Raw genomic sequence first — 16,298 nt, 5'->3', positions numbered from 1 at the left:
GCGGATGACGACACGACGGGCAGGCCAGAGTCACGCAGAAGGTACACCCGTTGCGCAGCTTAACGAGTGCGGCGAGCAGGCTGCTTACTGCACTGCGACATATTCGGTCAACACCCGGCAATGGGCGGTTGCACCAAGAGCAACCCCTCCCGCCAGTAAAGGGGTGGCTAGCGATTGAAAGTGGGTGGCCATGCAGGCACGGCGAGAGTGCTGACAGGTAAATATTCATACACTCGTACAATCTAATTCCCAGCTCCACGCAGGAACCGTATTTCAAAATTCAGTCACTTAGTGTGCGTAGGCAGTCATACCCATAAAGGCCCTATTACCACTCAACGAGGCTCAATTGAACGTACACTCTTCCGCCCTTAACGTCCCACCCGGTGGGAACCGTGGCTCTTTCTTCCAGCCCACTGCACGATCAAGTTCGGACAATGCCCCCGTTGCCTCCACGCCGCACTTTCCGGTGCCCTATTTCAAAGCGCCCCTATCCAGCAACAAGGCCGTCGAACAACTCATCAGCCAGTACAAGCAGCCCAAGACGGCAGATGAAATTACATCCATGGAAGTAAAGCGTCAGATAAAGGAAAAGTTCGGTAAAGATATTGACCCCGATAACACCTACTTAGTGAGCATTCAGTATGATCACCGCACCAATACCCCACCTTACAGCGGGGTCATTGTTCAAAAAATATCCCTGACCCAGGCAGCGAGGCTCAACCAGCAGGAAGAGCCTGACTTCCACGGGGCGATACGTTCAAAAGAGGACGGCCCTTTTGAAATAAGGAAAAGTTCAAAACATACAGATAAGCCTGACGCCTTTGGTAGGTTCCCGCGCCCAAATGAGACAGGGTTCACCAGCCACTTTCAAGGGATTTACACGGAGCCGCAGCAGGGGTCTGCGAATACCTATGATGCGAGCAACAGGGTCGATATCCCGGCAACTGAGTTCAAACAGATGGTATGGGATAACAGTTATAAATCCCCTTATGACCAGTACCTTAACAATTACTGGAACGGCAACTCCCGCCATGCCTACTCCGAAGCGGCGAGAGGCGCGTTTTTGAAAGCGTCACACGTTCAACACCATGACAAGTCTCTTACCGAAAACGATCGCCAGATTGCCATGGGTGTCGCGGGCATGCCGGCCGACAAAAGTTACCTATTCCTTAATCAAAATGACCTGACACAGCCCTACAAGGCTGACCCGAATCTGGAAACCAAATTCCTCACATTCAAAGGTTTCCCCATGCGCGCTTTTTACACCCAGGATAAGACCACGGGCAGGGTCTTGTTGTATCTACCTGGCCAGGCGTCTCCGTTGAAAGGCTTCGACTCCAAGAAAGAAATGAATAAATGGCTGGCCGAGCAAATGAAAGATCCGCAATTCGTCGAGAGTTTCAAACTTTACTTCCGCCCCGAAGACCTCGGTAATGAATTCCTGTCCAAAGGCATTGATGCACTCGTAGACAACACCCGCAATGTACTTAACGGTGACCTTCCTGCCTCCACGCAAGAAAAGCTCGGTTATTTTGACGAGGGTGGCCTATTCGATGGCCAGGTTGTCCAGGGAAGTCCATTCGAGGAACTCCAGCATCGCACCGAGGTAGACCTGAAAAGCGCCACTCGTTTTCAATTCGTCCTCAATCGCGACGTCAACGCAAAGACTGCGTTCAAGTACTTGAACTGGGCAAAATATGGGCTACTTCTTTTAGCCCCACTCGGAATCGCTTTCCCGCCGCTGGGCATTGCCCTGACGGCCACAAGCACAGCGGTGGGCACCGCGCAACTCGGCATTGGCATAGACAGCTATATCCACAGGCGCCCTGGGGCAGACAAGCTCATTGGCGAAGGTTCCGTGAAAACCCTTCTTCCTGTGTTCACCAGTGGTTTGGGGAATGCCTTTAAACCGTTAAGCAGCGCAATCAGTGCCTGGGCCTCCAAAACCTGATGCCCGCTTGATACAAAAGCCGACACAAAGCCCGATGCAATGGCAGAATCAAGGCCTGCCGGCCTTGAAGCCGCCTTTCCAGACAGGACTCTACATGCAACTGACCACCACCCACCTGCTCGCCACCCCCTGCGACGACGAAGAAGACAACATGGCCATGCTCTGCTGCCACGGTACCCATGGCGAGATGTTCATGCTGTCGCGTTATCCAGATGAGGACGAGGTTGAACTGACCTGGGACTACGAGCCTTCGACCCTGGAAGGCTTGAAGATCACCCTGAGCGCGACCACCCTCCTGGTGGAAATCGGTGCGGCGGACAAGGACGCATTGGGCGGCAGCGACCACCTGCAGATCAATCACGGTACCGCTGAGGCGGACTTGGCCGAGGTAGAAGAAACCCTGCAGAACATTCTCAAGGGCACTGGCACTTATATCCGCACGCCTTGATGGGCACCTGCTAAATCGCCATCGCGGCAATGCGGCGACCCGACAAGCCCGCCCCCACCTGTGGGAGGCCGGGCTTGCCCGCGATGAGACCCTTATAAACGCCAAAAACCTCAGACCTTTCCTACAGATCGCAAAAAAATACCCCCTGGTTCATTAGTCGCCAGCCCCTCCAATGCATTAAAGTAGGCCCCCCAGGCCTTGGCATTTTTCCCAATCCCCAGGCTCATCTTTCCAGGAACCGTCCTTGATGGAACATCGTGAAGCGCTGCTCGCGCTGCGAACCTTTCTTTCTACGCAGATTCTCGGCCAGGAAAAACTCATCGAGCGTTTGCTCATTGCCCTGCTCGCCGACGGCCATATGCTGGTAGAGGGCGCTCCCGGCCTGGCCAAGACCAAGGCCATCAAGGAGCTTGCCGAAGGGATCGAAGCACAGTTCCATCGTATCCAGTTCACCCCCGACCTGTTGCCCGCCGACATCACCGGCACCGAGATCTATCGTCCGGAAACCGGCAGTTTCGTGTTCCAGCAAGGGCCGATCTTCCACAACCTGGTGCTGGCGGACGAGATCAACCGTGCTCCGGCCAAGGTCCAGTCGGCCCTGCTCGAAGCCATGGCCGAGCGCCAGGTCAGCGTCGGGCGCAGCACCTACGAGCTGTCGCCGCTGTTTTTGGTAATGGCCACGCAGAACCCCATCGAGCAGGAAGGCACCTATCCCCTGCCCGAAGCCCAGCTCGACCGCTTCCTGATGCACGTCAAGATCGGCTTCCCCGATGCCGCCGTGGAGCGGCGCATCCTGCAACAGGCCCGTGGCGAAGCGCTGAATGGCGAGACAAAGCCCGAGCGGCGGGTCAGCCAGCAGGCGATTTTTGCCGCGCGCAAGGAAATCCTCGGCCTGTACATGGCCGACGCCGTGGAGGAATACCTGGTGCAACTGGTCATGGCCACGCGCACCCCGGCCAAGTTCGACGCGGAAATGGCCGAGTGGATTGCCTATGGCGCCAGCCCCCGGGGCTCGATTGCCCTTGATCGCTGCGCCCGCGCCCACGCCTGGCTGGCCGGGCGTGACTTTGTCAGCCCGGAAGATATCCAGGCGGTGCTGTTCGATGTACTGCGCCACCGCATCATTCTGTCGTTCGAGGCCGAAGCGGCCGGCATCGACCAGGACCGCGTGGTGCAGCGTATTCTCGACGTCGTAGCCGTCGCTTGATCTCCATGAATGCCGGCGACGGGATCCATGTCAGCCTCAGCGAATTGATCGAGATGCGCCATCGCGTGCGCGAAGTACAGCTGTTTTCCACGCCCAGCCAGCGCAGCCCGTTGATCGGCCTGCACCACTCCAAACTGCGCGGGCGCGGTGTGGACTTCGATCAGGTGCGGGTGTACCAGGCCGGCGACGATGTGCGCACCATCGACTGGCGCGTCACCGCCCGCACCCAGGAGCCCCACACCAAGCTGTTCCACGAAGAGCGCGAACGGCCGATCTTTATCATGGTGGAGCAAAGCTGCCGGCTGTTTTTCGGCTCCGGGCTGATGTTCAAGTCGGTCCTCGCCGCCCAGGCCGCCAGCCTCATCGGCTGGGCCGCGCTGGGCCACAACGACCGGGTCGGCGGCCTGGTGTTCGGCGATAACGAGCACTACGAAATCAAGCCCCGGCGCAGCAAGCAAAGCCTGCTGCAACTGCTCAACCGCCTGGTACGGGTCAACCAGAGCCTCAACACCGAGAGCCGCCCCGAAGCCGACGCCCTGGGCATGGCCCTGCGCCGTGGTCGCGAAGTGCTGCGCCCCGGCAGCCTGGTGATTGTGATTTGCGACGAGCGCGCCCTGACCGAGGGCGCGGAGCAGCAACTGAGCCTGTTGTCGCGCCATTGCGACCTGTTGCTGCTGCCGGTCTCAGACCCGCTGGACCACGCACTGCCCGCCGCCGGGCTGCTGCGTTTCGCCGAGCGCGGCGCGCAATTGGAAATCGACACCTTGAACTTCGAGCTGCGCCAGGCCTACAAGGCCCAGGCCGAAGCACGCATCGCCCGCTGGGAATTGCTCGCGCAAAAACTGCGGGTACTGCTGATGCCATTGAGCACCCAGAGCGAAATGGTCGAGCAACTGCGCGAATACCTCAACCCGCAACGCCCGGTGAAAAAGCCATGAGCAGCCTGGACCAGTTGCAACCGCTGATCGCCCCACCGGCCATTGGTTTCTGGCCGCCGGCGCCGGGCTGGTGGCTGTTGCTGGCGCTGATCCCCCTGGCGGGCTGGGGCTTGTGGCGGCTGCGGCGCTTCCTGCCGAGCAAACGCCCCCTGGCCCGGGCCGAACAGCCCCTGGACCCGCTGCGTATTGCCGCCCTCGCGGAACTGGCGCTGATGCCCAAGCCCTACGACGGCGCACCGGCCGGCGCCTGGCTGCAGCAGCTCAACGGCCTGCTCAAGCGCCTGTGCCGCAACGACTACCCCTACAGCCAGAGCCACACCCTCAACGGGCGCAAATGGCTGGCCTTTCTCGACAACCGCTGCCCCGCCGCCGGCCTCACGCGCTGGATGGTCCTCGTCGAGGGCGCCTACAAACCCGAGTGCAAGCTCGACGACAAGGCCATCGCCGGCCTGACGCAAGCGGTCGACACCTGGATTCGCAAACATGTTTGAGTTCGCCTGGCCGTGGGTCTTTGCCCTGCTGCCCCTGCCCTGGCTGATGCGGCTGATCCTGCCGGTGGCCGACAGCGGCGAGCCGGCCTTGAAAGTCAGCTTTCTGGGCGACCTCGAAGGCCTGGCCCGGCGCCGCGCGCGCATCAACCTGCCAGGCTGGCGCCAACAAGCGCCGTTCGTGGTGCTGTGGTTGTTGCTGCTGACCGCCGCCGCCCGCCCGGAATGGCTCGGCGAACCGTTGCCGATTGCCGCCAGCGGCCGCGACCTGTTGGTGGCGGTGGACGTGTCCGGCTCCATGGACTTCCCCGATATGCAATGGCAGGACGAAGACGTCAGCCGCCTGAACCTGGTCAAGCACCTGCTTGGCGACTTTCTCGAAAGCCGCGAGGGCGACCGCGTTGGCCTGATCCTGTTTGGCAGCCAGGCCTACCTGCAGGCACCGCTGACCTTCGACCGGCGCACCGTGCGCACTTGGCTGGATGAGGCACGCATCGGCATCGCCGGAAAAAATACCGCGATTGGCGACGCCATTGGCCTGGCCCTCAAACGCCTGCGGCAACGCCCGGCACAAAGCCGGGTGCTGATCCTGGTCACCGACGGGGCCAACAATGGCGGCGAAATCGACCCATTGACCGCCGCCCGCCTGGCCGCCGAAGAAGGCGTGAAAATCTACCCCATCGGCATTGGCGCCAGCCCCGAACAGACCGGCAGCCTGGGCATGCTCGGCCTCAACCCCAGCCTGGACCTCGACGAGCCGGCGCTCAAGGCCATCGCCCAGACCACCGGCGGGCAGTATTTCCGCGCCCATGACGGCGCCGAGTTGCAAGCGATCAAACAAACCCTCGACCAGCTGGAGCCGGTGGCGCAACAACCAACCCAGGCCCGCCCGACCCAGGCGCTGTATAGCGGGCCGCTGGCCCTGGCGCTGTTTCTCAGCCTGCTGCTGGTGATCCAGGAACGCTGGCCGGACAACGCCCTGCAACGGCTGCTCAATAAACTCTCGACCAAGGGCCATTTCCTGCAACAGCACCCGCAATGGCGGCAACGCCTTAAACGCCTGCGCTTGCGGAGGCGTCGATGATCGCTTTATGGCCGCACTGGTTCCGCCCCTGGTGGCTGTTGCTGCTGCCCGTCCTCGGCTGGTTGCTGTGGCAACTGTGGCATCGGCAAAAACGCGCCGGGCGCTGGCAGATGATCCTGCCGCCGGCCTTCCACGCCGCCCTGCTCAGTGGCGGCAATGGCCGGGAAAGCAAGTCACCATGGCTGTTGCTGGGCCTGGCCTGGCTGCTGGCGGTGCTGGCCTTGCTCGGCCCCGGCTGGCAACGGGTCGAACAGATCAGCCAGAAGCCCGCCGACCCGCTGGTGGTGGTGCTGGAGCTGACCCCAGAGATGCTTGCCACCGACAGCCCGCCCAATCGCCTGGAGCAGGCGCGGCGCAAGCTGGTGGATCTGCTGCAGGCGCGCAGCGATGCGCAGACCGCCATCGTCGTGTATGCCGGCAGCGCCCACACGCTGGTGCCACTGTCCGACGACCTGGCCACCAGCCGCAACCTGCTGGAAGCCCTGCGCCCGTCGATCATGCCCGAGGCCGGCCATCGTGCCGACCTGGCAGTGGAAAAAGCCCTGGGCCTGCTCAAGCACGGCGGCCTGGGCCAGGGTCGCCTGTTGTTGATTGGCTCGTCGCTGTCCAAGCAGGAACGCCAGGGCATTCGCCTGCTGCTGCAAGGCCAGGCGCCGAGCCTGTCGATCCTCGGCATCGGCAGCCGCGAAGGCACGCCAGTGACCCAGGAAAGTGGCGAGTTCCTCAAGGACGAACAAGGCGCGATCCTGATCCCGCGCCTGGACAGCCCGACGCTCAAGGCCTTTGCCAGCGAAATGGGCGGCCGCTATCGCCAGGCCCGCCTGGACGACAAGGACCTGCGCGGACTGGGCCTGCTGGACGGCCCGCAAAACCTGCGCGACGACGGTCAGCGCCTGCAACTGGACACCTGGGCCGACCAGGGTTACTGGCTATTGCTGCCCTTGCTGCTGCTTGCCGCCTGCGCCGGGCGCCGTGGCTGGCTGTTCTGCCTGCCGTTGCTGCTCCTGGCCGCGCCGCAGCCGAGCTACGCGTTCAGCTTTGACGACCTGTGGCTGCGCCCCGATCAACAGGGCCAGTACCTGCTCAAGCACAAACGCCCGGCCGAAGCCGCCGAACACTTTGAAAACCCGCAATGGCAGGGTGTCGCCCTGTACGAGGCGGGCAACTATGCGGAGGCGGCCCGACGTTTTGCCGAAGGCAGTGATGCCTATTCCCACTACAATCGTGGCAATGCCCTGGCCCGCACCGGTGAGCTGGAAGCCGCGATAGACGCCTATGAGCAAGCCCTGGAAGCCCAGCCGGACTTGCAGCCCGCCCTGAAAAACAAAGCCCTTGTCGAGAGCCTGCTGCTGGAAGAACCGGAACCTGAGCCGCCCGCACCGGAAAAAAACGAGGATGACGAATCCACCCAACCCGGCCAAACTGCACAACCGGGCGACAGCGGCCAGCAGGCCAACGGCGGCGAGCAATCGCCCCAGGGCGCGGGCCAGGCAGGCACGGCTGACACACAAACCGGCACCCCGCCCGTTGCCGGCAACAACGAAGTACCCGGCAGCGAACTGGGCGACGAACAAACCACGACGCCGCCCTTGCGCCCCACCGAGAGCCACCTCGACGAGGAGCACCGCCAGGCCCTGGAACAGTGGCTGCGACAGATCCCGGACAACCCCGGCGAGTTGTTGCGACGCAAATTCTGGTACGAACAGCAACAACATCAGGACAAGACTCGATGAGCCGCTGCACCCCCTTTGTCTTATTGCTAGCGCTGTGGGCCGGTCACGCCCAGGCGGCCGACCTGGCCGCCAGTATCGACCGCAGCCGCGTCAATTCCGGGGAAACGGTGGAGCTGACAATCGAGTCCAACGACGTCACCCAGTTCGGCAAGCCGGACCTAGCGCCCCTGGACCCGCTGTTCGACGTGCGTGGCACCCGCCAGATCAACCAACTCACCACCCTTGACGGCAGCAACCACGCCACCACTCGCTGGATCATCACCTTGCAGCCCAAGACCACCGGCACCGTGGTGATCCCGCCGCTGCAACTGGGCGAACTCAAGACCCAGGCGATCAGCCTGCAAGTGGACGAAACCCTGGGCCAGGACAGTGATAATCAACTGGAACCGGTATTCATCGAAGCCAGCCTCGATGAGGGCAGCGTCTATGTGCAGGCCCAGGCCCTGCTGACGGTGCGCATCTACCACTCGGTGGCGCTGTATGACGACAGCAGCCTGACGCCGTTGCAGTTGTCTGACGCGCGGGTCGAGCAGGTGGGCGATTCGCGCACCTATGAAAAAGTCATCAACGGCGTGCGCCACGGCGTGATCGAAATGCGCTATGGGATCTACCCGCAACACAGCGGGCAACTGCTGATCCCGGCGCAAATATTCAGTGCCACCCAAGTCGAACCGCGCCCGGCCCAGGGCACCACGCCCCAGGCACCCAGGCCCGGCAAGCTGTTGCATGTCAATTCCACCGAAATCCCCCTGACGGTCAAGCCCAAGCCGGCCCTGTACCCCGCAGACGCCCCCTGGCTGCCGGCGCGCAGTCTGAGCCTGGGTGAAAGCTGGAACCCGGAACCTACGAACGTGCAGGTCGGCGACTCCCTGACCCGCATCCTCACCCTCAAGGCCGAAGGCTTGGCCAGTGCCCAGTTACCGGCGCTGCCGAGCACCGAAATCGCCGGCCTGCGGCGTTACCCCGACCAGCCGGTGTTGAGCAACCAGAGCAGCGAGCGCGGGGTGATCGGCAGCCGCGAAGACCGCGAGGCCCTGGTGCCCAACCGCGCCGGCGCCCTGGAGCTGCCGGCGGTGGAGGTGGTGTGGTGGAATACCCATGAAGACCATCTGGAACGCACCAGCCTGCCGGCCCGCACCCTGCAAGTGGCGGTCAACCCGAGCCTGGTGGTCGACACCCCGGCCACCCCCACCGTAATCACCGCACCGGACGATGGCCGCCTGTGGATCTGGCAACTTACCAGCCTGCTCCTCGCCGGCACCACCCTGCTCGGCTTCGGCCTGTGGTGGCGGGCCCGCTCCCGCCCGGCAATCCAGCGCGCCGCCCAGACAGGGCCCAGCCCCCGTACCTTGCTCGACGACCTCAAGCGCGCGAGCCAGGCCAATGACCCCCAGGCCACACGCCAGGCGCTGGATGCCTGGGCACGCCAACAACCGGAAACCCTGGCGGACATGGCGGCGCGGTTTGTGCCCTTGTCCGATGCCCTGGATGGGCTGAACGGCGCGCTCTATAGCGAAACCGGCCAGTATTGGCAGGGTGAGGAGCTGTGGCGGGCGATCAAGGCCATTCCCATGGCCGAGCGCGAACAGGCGCCGGTGGCCGACAGCACCAGCTTGCCGCCGCTGTATCCCAAGTAACTGCCCATGCTGTAGCGACATTGGGCTCGGCGCAGGCATATTCGTTGGGGCATGCGTGGACTGCTGTGGGAGCTGGCTTGTTGGTGATGGCGGGGTTGTGTACATATCCGTTGCTGCGGTCACGGCGGCTATTGGTTCCGCCCTTACGGCGGCTCACTTTGGAAGAGCGCCAAAGTAAGCAAAGCGCTCTTGCCCCACCACTCGGCACCTCGCCTAGGCTCGGTGTGCCCGTCATCCGACATTGATTTGGGGGGCCGCCGCGATGGGCCATCCATGGCCCAGCGCGGCTAACCCGGCGTCCTGCCGGGTTACCCCCAAATCAAAATCGGATGACGGCCAGCGTGGTTTAACGGGGCGCCTCAGATCAAAAGCAAAGCGAGGCGGCCTGACAGCCGACCTGATCGTCGAGGCGTGCGCGTACTCCTGTGGGAGCTGGCTTGTCGGGTCGCCGCATCGCTGCGATGGCGGTGTATCAGTCGATAAATGTATTGGCTGATGAACCGCCATCGCAGCGATGCGGCGACCCGACAAGCCAGCTCCCACAGGGGAATGCAGCTTCGCGCTCTGGCTTTGCTGTTGCTCTGTTTTTGATCTGGCTTTTGATCTTGATCTCAGGCGCCCCGTTAAACCACGATGGCCGCAGGCAGGTATTGCGCAGTGGGTACCCCGGCATGGATGCCGGGGTAGCCGCGACACGGCCAGGGATGGCCGATCGCGGCGGGCCCACGGAGCAATGCCTGACTGCGGGCATGCCGAGCCTAGGCGAGGCACCGAGTGGTGGGGCAAGAGCCCTTTTGGTTACTTTTGGCTGGGCCGGCACTCCGGGCTCTTTTCCAAAAGTGACCCGCCGTAAGGGCGGAACCAATAGCCGCCGTGACCGCAGCAACGGATATGTACACAACCCCGCCATCACCGACAAGCCAGCTCCCACAAAGCCCCGTAGCTTTGCGCTCTGGCTTTGCTGTTGATCTTGGGCGCCCCATTACCATTTACAGGTAAACTCCCCTCCTTTCCCTATTCCCCACGGAGTTCGCCTTGCGTCTGTTTCACACCTCCGACTGGCACCTGGGCCAAAACCTCCACGGCCAGGAACGCGACTTCGAGCACGCCTGTTTTCTCGAGTGGCTGCTGGGCCAGATCAAGCTGCACTGCCCCGATGTGCTGTTGATTGCCGGCGATATCTTCGACACGGTCAACCCGCCGCTCAAGGCCCAGGAGCGTCTGTATGACTTCATCATCAACGCCCATGAACAAAACCCCGACCTGACGATTGTGATGATCGCCGGCAACCACGACTCCGGCTCGCGCATTGAGCTGCCGGCGCCGTTGATGCGGCGCTTGCGTACCCATGCCCTGGGCCGGGTGCTGTGGCTGGATGACGGGCAACTGGATGTGGAGCGCTTGCTGATTGCTCTACCGGACAAAACCGGGGCTGTGGCCGGCTGGTGCCTGGCGCTGCCGTTCCTGCGCCCGGCCGAGGTCACTGGCGCACTGCTGGGCGACGATTACCTCAAGGGTATCGGCCAGGTGCATGAGCGCCTGATCGCGGCGGCCAACGCCAAGCGCCAGCCGGGCCAGGCGCTGGTTGCCATCAGCCACGCGCATATGGCCGGCGGCTCGGTGTCGGAAGACTCCGAGCGCAGCCTGATCATCGGCAACGCCGAAGCGCTGCCGGCCAGTCTGTTCGATGCCAGTGTCAGCTATGTCGCCCTCGGCCATTTGCACAAGCCGCAGCGGGTCAATGGTGAGGAGCGCATCCGTTATTGCGGCTCGCCGATCCCGCTGTCGTTCTCCGAAATCGGCTATCAACACCAGATTCTCGACGTGCAACTGGACGGCGACACCCTGGTCAGCGTCGAATCGCGCCTGATCCCCCGCGCCGTGCATCTGCAACGCCTGGAAGCCGCCCCCCTGGCCGAGATCCTCAAGCAACTGGCGGAGCTGCCCGATGTCGACCTGCTGGCCGAAACCCAGCGCCAGCCGTGGCTGGAGGTGCGGGTGCGCCTCGACGAACCCCAGCCCGACCTGCGCCAGCAAGTGGAAAACGCCCTGCTGGGCAAGGCCGTGCGCCTGGTGCGCATCGCCGCCGAGTACGCCGGCAGCGGCGCACGCCAGGACCATGGCCAAGAGCAGTTGATCGAACTCGACCAGCTCACGCCCCAGGAATTGTTCAGCCGTGCCTGGCAGGAAAGCTACGGCAATGACGTGGACGAACAGACCCTCAAGGATTTCGCCGTGCTGCTCCAGGAAGTACAACAGGAGGAGCAACTGCCATGAAGATCCTCGCCATCCGCCTGAAAAACCTCGCGTCCCTGGCCGGGCCATTCGAGATCGACTTTACCGCCGAGCCCTTGGCCAGTGCCGGCCTGTTTGCGATCACCGGGCCCACCGGCGCCGGCAAAAGTACCTTGCTTGACGCCCTGTGCCTGGCGCTGTTTGGCGCCGTGCCACGCCTGGGCGATACCGGCCAGGCGAAAATGCCCGATGCCGATACCGATATCTCCATCGGCGACCCGCGCACCCTGATCCGCCGCGGTACCGGCGGCGGGTATGCCGAGGTGGACTTTATCGGCGTCAGCGGCCGGCGCTACCGCGCGCGCTGGGAAGCCAACCGTGCCCGCGACAAGGCCAGCGGCAAGCTGCAGAACAGCCGGCAAAGCCTGATCGACCTGGACAGCGAGCAACTGCTGGCCAGCCAGAAAACCGAATACAAGACCCAGCTGGAACTGGCCCTGGGCCTGAACTTCGAACAGTTCACCCGCGCCGTGCTGCTGGCGCAAAGTGAGTTCAGCGCCTTTCTCAAGGCCAACGACAACGAGCGCAGCGAACTGCTGGAAAAGCTCACCGACACCGCGCTCTACACCCAGTTGGGCCAGCGTGCGTTCGTCAAGGCACGGGAGGCCAAGGAAGCCCACAAGCTGCTGCAAGACCAGGCGACCGGCGTCACGCCGTTGCCGGCCGAGGCCCGCGCCGAGCTGGATCAACAGTTGAGCGCAGCCCAGCACCAGCTCAAGACCCAGCAGGCCCAGCTCAAGCAACTGGAACTGCAGCACACCTGGCTCAAGGAACTGCGCGAGTGGCAAGAGCGCCAGCACAGTGCAGCCGAACAGTTGCAGCAAGCCCAACAGCAATGGGACAGCCAAGGCCAGCAGCGCCAGGACCTGAACTACTTGGAGCAACTGGCACCGCAGCGTCATCATTTCGCGCGGCACAGCGAATTGACCGGCCAACTGGAACCCCTGGCCGCGCAGATCCGCCAGCACCTTGAACAACAAAGCGCCCTGCACACGCGCCAGGAGCAGCTGCAACAGCAGCAAGCCAGCGCACACAGCGCCTTGGCCGCAGCCCTGCAACAACAGACCGACGCGGTGCCGCTGCTGCGCCAGGCCTTCGAGGAACAAAGCAGCCTCGCCCGCCTGACCCGCGAGCTGGCCCAGAGCAACGAACAACTACAACTGGGGCAAACCGCCTGCACCGAGGGCCAGGCCGCACTCGATGCCTTGCACGCCCAGCAACAGCAGGTCGCCAGCCGCCTGCAACAACTGGCGGCACAGCTTGAGCGCAGCGCCGGGCTGGCGCCCTTGAGCGACGCCTGGAACGCCTACCGCGACCGCCTGCAACAACTGATGCTGATCGGCAATCGCCTGAACAAGGGCCAGGCCGAACTGCCGCAACTGGAAGAACGCGCCAACCGCGTCAGCGAGCAATGGACTCAGCAGCGCGCGGCCCTGGACCTGCTGTATCAGGAAGCCGGCGCCGAACCCCATGCCGTGGCCGAGCAGATCCAGTTGCTCGACAGCCTGCTCAAGGACAATCGCAAGCAGCAACGGGCCTTCGAAGACCTGACGCGGCTCTGGGACAGCCAGCAGCAGTTGGAGCAGCAACAACAGGAGTTGGCCCTCAAGCAGGCCACCGCCCAGCAACAACGCGAGCAGTTGAACCAGACCGGCCTGCAAGCCAAGGCCGAGCTGACAGTGGCCGAGCAGACCCTGAGCGTGACCAAGCAGTTATTGGAGCGTCAGCGGCTGGCACGCAGTGCCAGTGTCGAGGAGTTGCGCGGGCAATTGCAGGATGATCAGCCCTGCCCGGTGTGCGGCAGCGTCGAGCATCCTTACCATCAGCCCGAAGCCTTGTTGCACAGCCTCACGCGCCACGATGAAAACGAAGAGGCCACTGCACAGCTCGCCGTCGAGACCCTCAAGGAAAAGCTCACCGACCTGCGCGGCGAAGTTGGCGGCTTGATCGCCCAGCAGAAGGAGTTCCTGCAACAGCAGGAGCAGTTGGCGACCCAGCGCCAGGCCCTGGCGCCGAGCCTCGAGGCCCATCCGTTAAGCGCCACCCTGTTCAACCAGGACAGCGACAAACGCAGCGCCTGGCTGGCGCAGCAACTGGGCCAGCTCAGCCAGAGCATCACCCAGGACGAACAGCGCCAGGGCGCCCTGCTCAACCTGCAACAAAATGCCGGGCGCCTGCAGCAACAGTTGCAAGCCGCCCAGGATGCCAGCCAACAGGCCCGCCAGCAGTTGATCGACCAGCAACGGGAGCTGGCCAGCGACCGCGAGCGCCTGGACGAAGAGCTCAATGCTTTCGCCAGCCTGCTACCGGCCGAGACCCTCGAAGGCCTGCGCACGGAGCCCGCGACCACGTTCATGCTGTTGGACCAACAGATCAGCCAGCGCCTGGAGCAGCTCGGCTACCAGAAGGATGAACTGGCCGAGCAGCAACAGCGCCAGCAAACCCTCGAAAAAGAACAGGACCGCCAGCAACATCGCCAACAACAGCTGGCCGTGTTGCAGCAACAATTGGCTGAGCTGAGCGCCCAACAGCAGGCCGCCCAGGCACAACTCAGCGCCCTGGTGGGTGAGCACAGCAGTGCCGAGCACTGGCAGCAGCACCTTGAGCAGGCGGTGGAACAGGCGCGCCAGAGTGAGACCCAGGCCAATCAGCAGTTGCAGGACACCCGCAGCGAACTGATCCAATTGGCCGCCGACCTCAAGGCCCGCCAGGAGCGCCAGCAAGCCCTGGACAGCGAACTCCAGGCGTTGCACAGCCGTATCAGCGAGTGGCGCGCCCAACATCCGCAGCTTGACGACGCCGGCCTGGCGCACCTGCTGGCCTTCGACGAGGCGGCTGTCAGCGCACTGCGCCAGCAGGTGCAGCACAGCGAAAAAGCCATTGAGCAAGCCAAAGTTCTGCTGCAAGAGCGCGAGCAACGCCTCAAGGACCACCAGGCCCTGCACAACGGCAACCTCGACGCCGAACAGCTGGACGCGGCCCTGGCCGACCTTAATCAGCAATTGCACAACGCCGAGAAACACTGCGCCGAACTGCGCGCCCAACAAGCCGAAGACCAGCGACGCCAGGACGCCAACCAGAGCCTGGCACTCACCACCGCCAAGGCCTATGAAGAGTGGCAGCGCTGGGCGCGGCTGGATGCGCTGATCGGCTCGGCCACCGGCGACAAGTTCCGCAAGTTCGCCCAGGCCTACAACCTCGACCTGCTGGTGCACCACGCCAACGTGCAACTGCGCCAACTGGTACGCCGTTATCGCCTCAAGCGCGGCGGCAGCATGCTCGGCCTGCTGGTGCTGGACACGGAAATGGGCGATGAACTGCGCTCGGTGCACTCGCTGTCCGGCGGCGAGACGTTCCTGGTCTCCCTGGCGCTGGCCCTGGGGCTGGCGTCGATGGCCTCCAGCACCTTGAAGATCGAGTCGTTGTTTATCGACGAAGGCTTCGGCAGCCTGGACCCCGAATCCCTGCAACTGGCGATGGATGCCCTCGACGGCCTGCAGGCCCAGGGGCGCAAGGTGGCGGTGATTTCCCATGTGCAGGAAATGCACGAGCGGATACCGGTGCAGATCCAGGTCAAGCGCCAGGGCAATGGCCTGAGCACCCTGGAGGTCAAGTGAGCGAGACGCTGCTGTTTTCGTTCCGTCGTTGCCCCTACGCCATGCGCGCGCGAATGGCCCTGCGGTATTCAGGGGTGGCGCTGCGGATTGTCGAGGTCAGCCTCAAGGCCAAGCCGGCCGAGATGTTGGCGCTGTCACCCAAGGGCACGGTGCCGGTGTTGTGTGTGGGTGGCCAGGTGATCGACGAGAGCCTGGCGATCATGCACTGGGCGTTGGCGCAGAACGACCCCGAGGACTGGCTGCTCGAGGCTGATCCGGCGGCGCAGAGGTTGATGGCGCAATTGATTGGCGAGAATGACCAGGCCTTCAAGGTGTATTTGAATCGCTACAAATACGCCGAGCGCTACCCGGAGCAGCCGATGGAACACTATCGCGCCGAGGGCGAGGTGTTTTTGCGCCAGCTGGAGGGATTGCTGGCGCAACGTGATTACCTGCTGGCCGATCACCTGAGCCTGGCGGACGTGGCGCTGATGCCGTTCATTCGCCAGTTTGCCCATGTGGATCGGGAGTGGTTTGCAACAACGCCGTATCCGCGTTTGCAGCAGTGGCTGCAGCGTTTTCTGGCGGCGCCGTTGTTTACCGCAGTGATGGCAAAAACCTGAAGCCGAGTGCTGCTCACTGCGGGGTCTTGTGATCCAGGGCGGCGTAGAAGTTGGCGCTCTGTTGCAGGTATTTCTGGGTGTAGGCGCTGGTGCTGGATTTTTTGCTGCTGATCTCCACGCTGGCGCTGGCTGGCAAGGCGACGGTGGCGGAAACAGCGGAAGCGGCAATGATCGAGAAGAGATTGAAGTTCATGGCGGTAACCCTTGTGTTCAGTTGGCTGGATGGCTTGTGAAGGCCTTGGAGCAAACTTACGCCTGGGTTCCGGCTCGCTGAAATGCTTTGAAACAGTAGCCGTTA

12 protein-coding genes are annotated in these 16,298 nt (G+C 63.1%); 11 read left to right on the top strand and 1 reads right to left on the bottom strand.

Features of this window, described 5'->3' with window-relative positions:
* The first annotated feature begins 346 nt into the window (after positions 1-346).
* From HU773_RS11895 to HU773_RS11845, 11 genes are all read left to right on the top strand, one after another.
* The gene (locus HU773_RS11895) at positions 347-1,951 is read left to right on the top strand and encodes a dermonecrotic toxin domain-containing protein (RefSeq protein ID WP_186625860.1); all 1,605 of its coding nucleotides are present in this window, start codon (positions 347-349) and stop codon (positions 1,949-1,951) included.
* A 94-nt stretch (positions 1,952-2,045) separates the two neighbouring features.
* The gene (locus HU773_RS11890; RefSeq protein WP_057959831.1) at positions 2,046-2,399 is read left to right on the top strand and encodes a hypothetical protein; all 354 of its coding nucleotides are present in this window, start codon (positions 2,046-2,048) and stop codon (positions 2,397-2,399) included.
* Between the two features lie 247 nt (positions 2,400-2,646).
* Positions 2,647-3,606, top strand: coding sequence for an AAA family ATPase (locus HU773_RS11885; RefSeq protein ID WP_057959832.1), 960 nt, complete (start codon positions 2,647-2,649; stop codon positions 3,604-3,606).
* A 5-nt stretch (positions 3,607-3,611) separates the two neighbouring features.
* Positions 3,612-4,544: a DUF58 domain-containing protein gene (locus tag HU773_RS11880; RefSeq protein ID WP_057438643.1), complete on the top strand. Its 933-nt coding sequence runs from the start codon at positions 3,612-3,614 to the stop codon at positions 4,542-4,544.
* Positions 4,541-5,035, top strand: coding sequence for a DUF4381 domain-containing protein (locus HU773_RS11875; RefSeq protein ID WP_057438644.1), 495 nt, complete (start codon positions 4,541-4,543; stop codon positions 5,033-5,035). The genes HU773_RS11880 and HU773_RS11875 overlap by 4 nt, the downstream gene beginning before the upstream one ends.
* Complete coding sequence (locus HU773_RS11870) at positions 5,028-6,116, top strand: vWA domain-containing protein (protein ID WP_057959833.1); 1,089 nt, start codon at positions 5,028-5,030, stop codon at positions 6,114-6,116. Before HU773_RS11875 ends, HU773_RS11870 begins: the two co-directional genes overlap by 8 nt.
* Positions 6,113-7,849: a tetratricopeptide repeat protein gene (locus HU773_RS11865; RefSeq protein ID WP_186625861.1), complete on the top strand. Its 1,737-nt coding sequence runs from the start codon at positions 6,113-6,115 to the stop codon at positions 7,847-7,849. Before HU773_RS11870 ends, HU773_RS11865 begins: the two co-directional genes overlap by 4 nt.
* Positions 7,846-9,486, top strand: a complete 1,641-nt coding sequence (locus tag HU773_RS11860) for a BatD family protein (protein ID WP_057959835.1) — start codon at positions 7,846-7,848, stop codon at positions 9,484-9,486. Before HU773_RS11865 ends, HU773_RS11860 begins: the two co-directional genes overlap by 4 nt.
* A 1,035-nt stretch (positions 9,487-10,521) precedes the next feature.
* Complete coding sequence (locus HU773_RS11855) at positions 10,522-11,763, top strand: exonuclease SbcCD subunit D C-terminal domain-containing protein (protein WP_057438646.1); 1,242 nt, start codon at positions 10,522-10,524, stop codon at positions 11,761-11,763.
* Entirely contained in the window at positions 11,760-15,398 is a 3,639-nt protein-coding gene (locus HU773_RS11850; RefSeq protein WP_186626305.1) for an AAA family ATPase, read from the top strand. Before HU773_RS11855 ends, HU773_RS11850 begins: the two co-directional genes overlap by 4 nt.
* Positions 15,395-16,000, top strand: coding sequence for a glutathione S-transferase (locus tag HU773_RS11845; protein WP_076965179.1), 606 nt, complete (start codon positions 15,395-15,397; stop codon positions 15,998-16,000). The genes HU773_RS11850 and HU773_RS11845 overlap by 4 nt, the downstream gene beginning before the upstream one ends.
* A gap of 13 nt (positions 16,001-16,013) precedes the next feature.
* Here HU773_RS11845 and HU773_RS11840 read toward each other — a convergent pair whose 3' ends face one another.
* Positions 16,014-16,193, bottom strand: coding sequence for a hypothetical protein (locus tag HU773_RS11840; RefSeq protein ID WP_076965178.1), 180 nt, complete (start codon positions 16,191-16,193; stop codon positions 16,014-16,016).
* Between the last annotated feature and the right edge of the window lie 105 nt (positions 16,194-16,298).

Source organism: Pseudomonas shahriarae, assembly GCF_014268455.2.
Classification (GTDB): Bacteria; Pseudomonadota; Gammaproteobacteria; order Pseudomonadales; family Pseudomonadaceae; genus Aquipseudomonas; species Aquipseudomonas shahriarae.
Note: the sequence above shows the minus strand (reverse complement) of the source record. Positions and strands in the feature narration are given on the sequence as shown.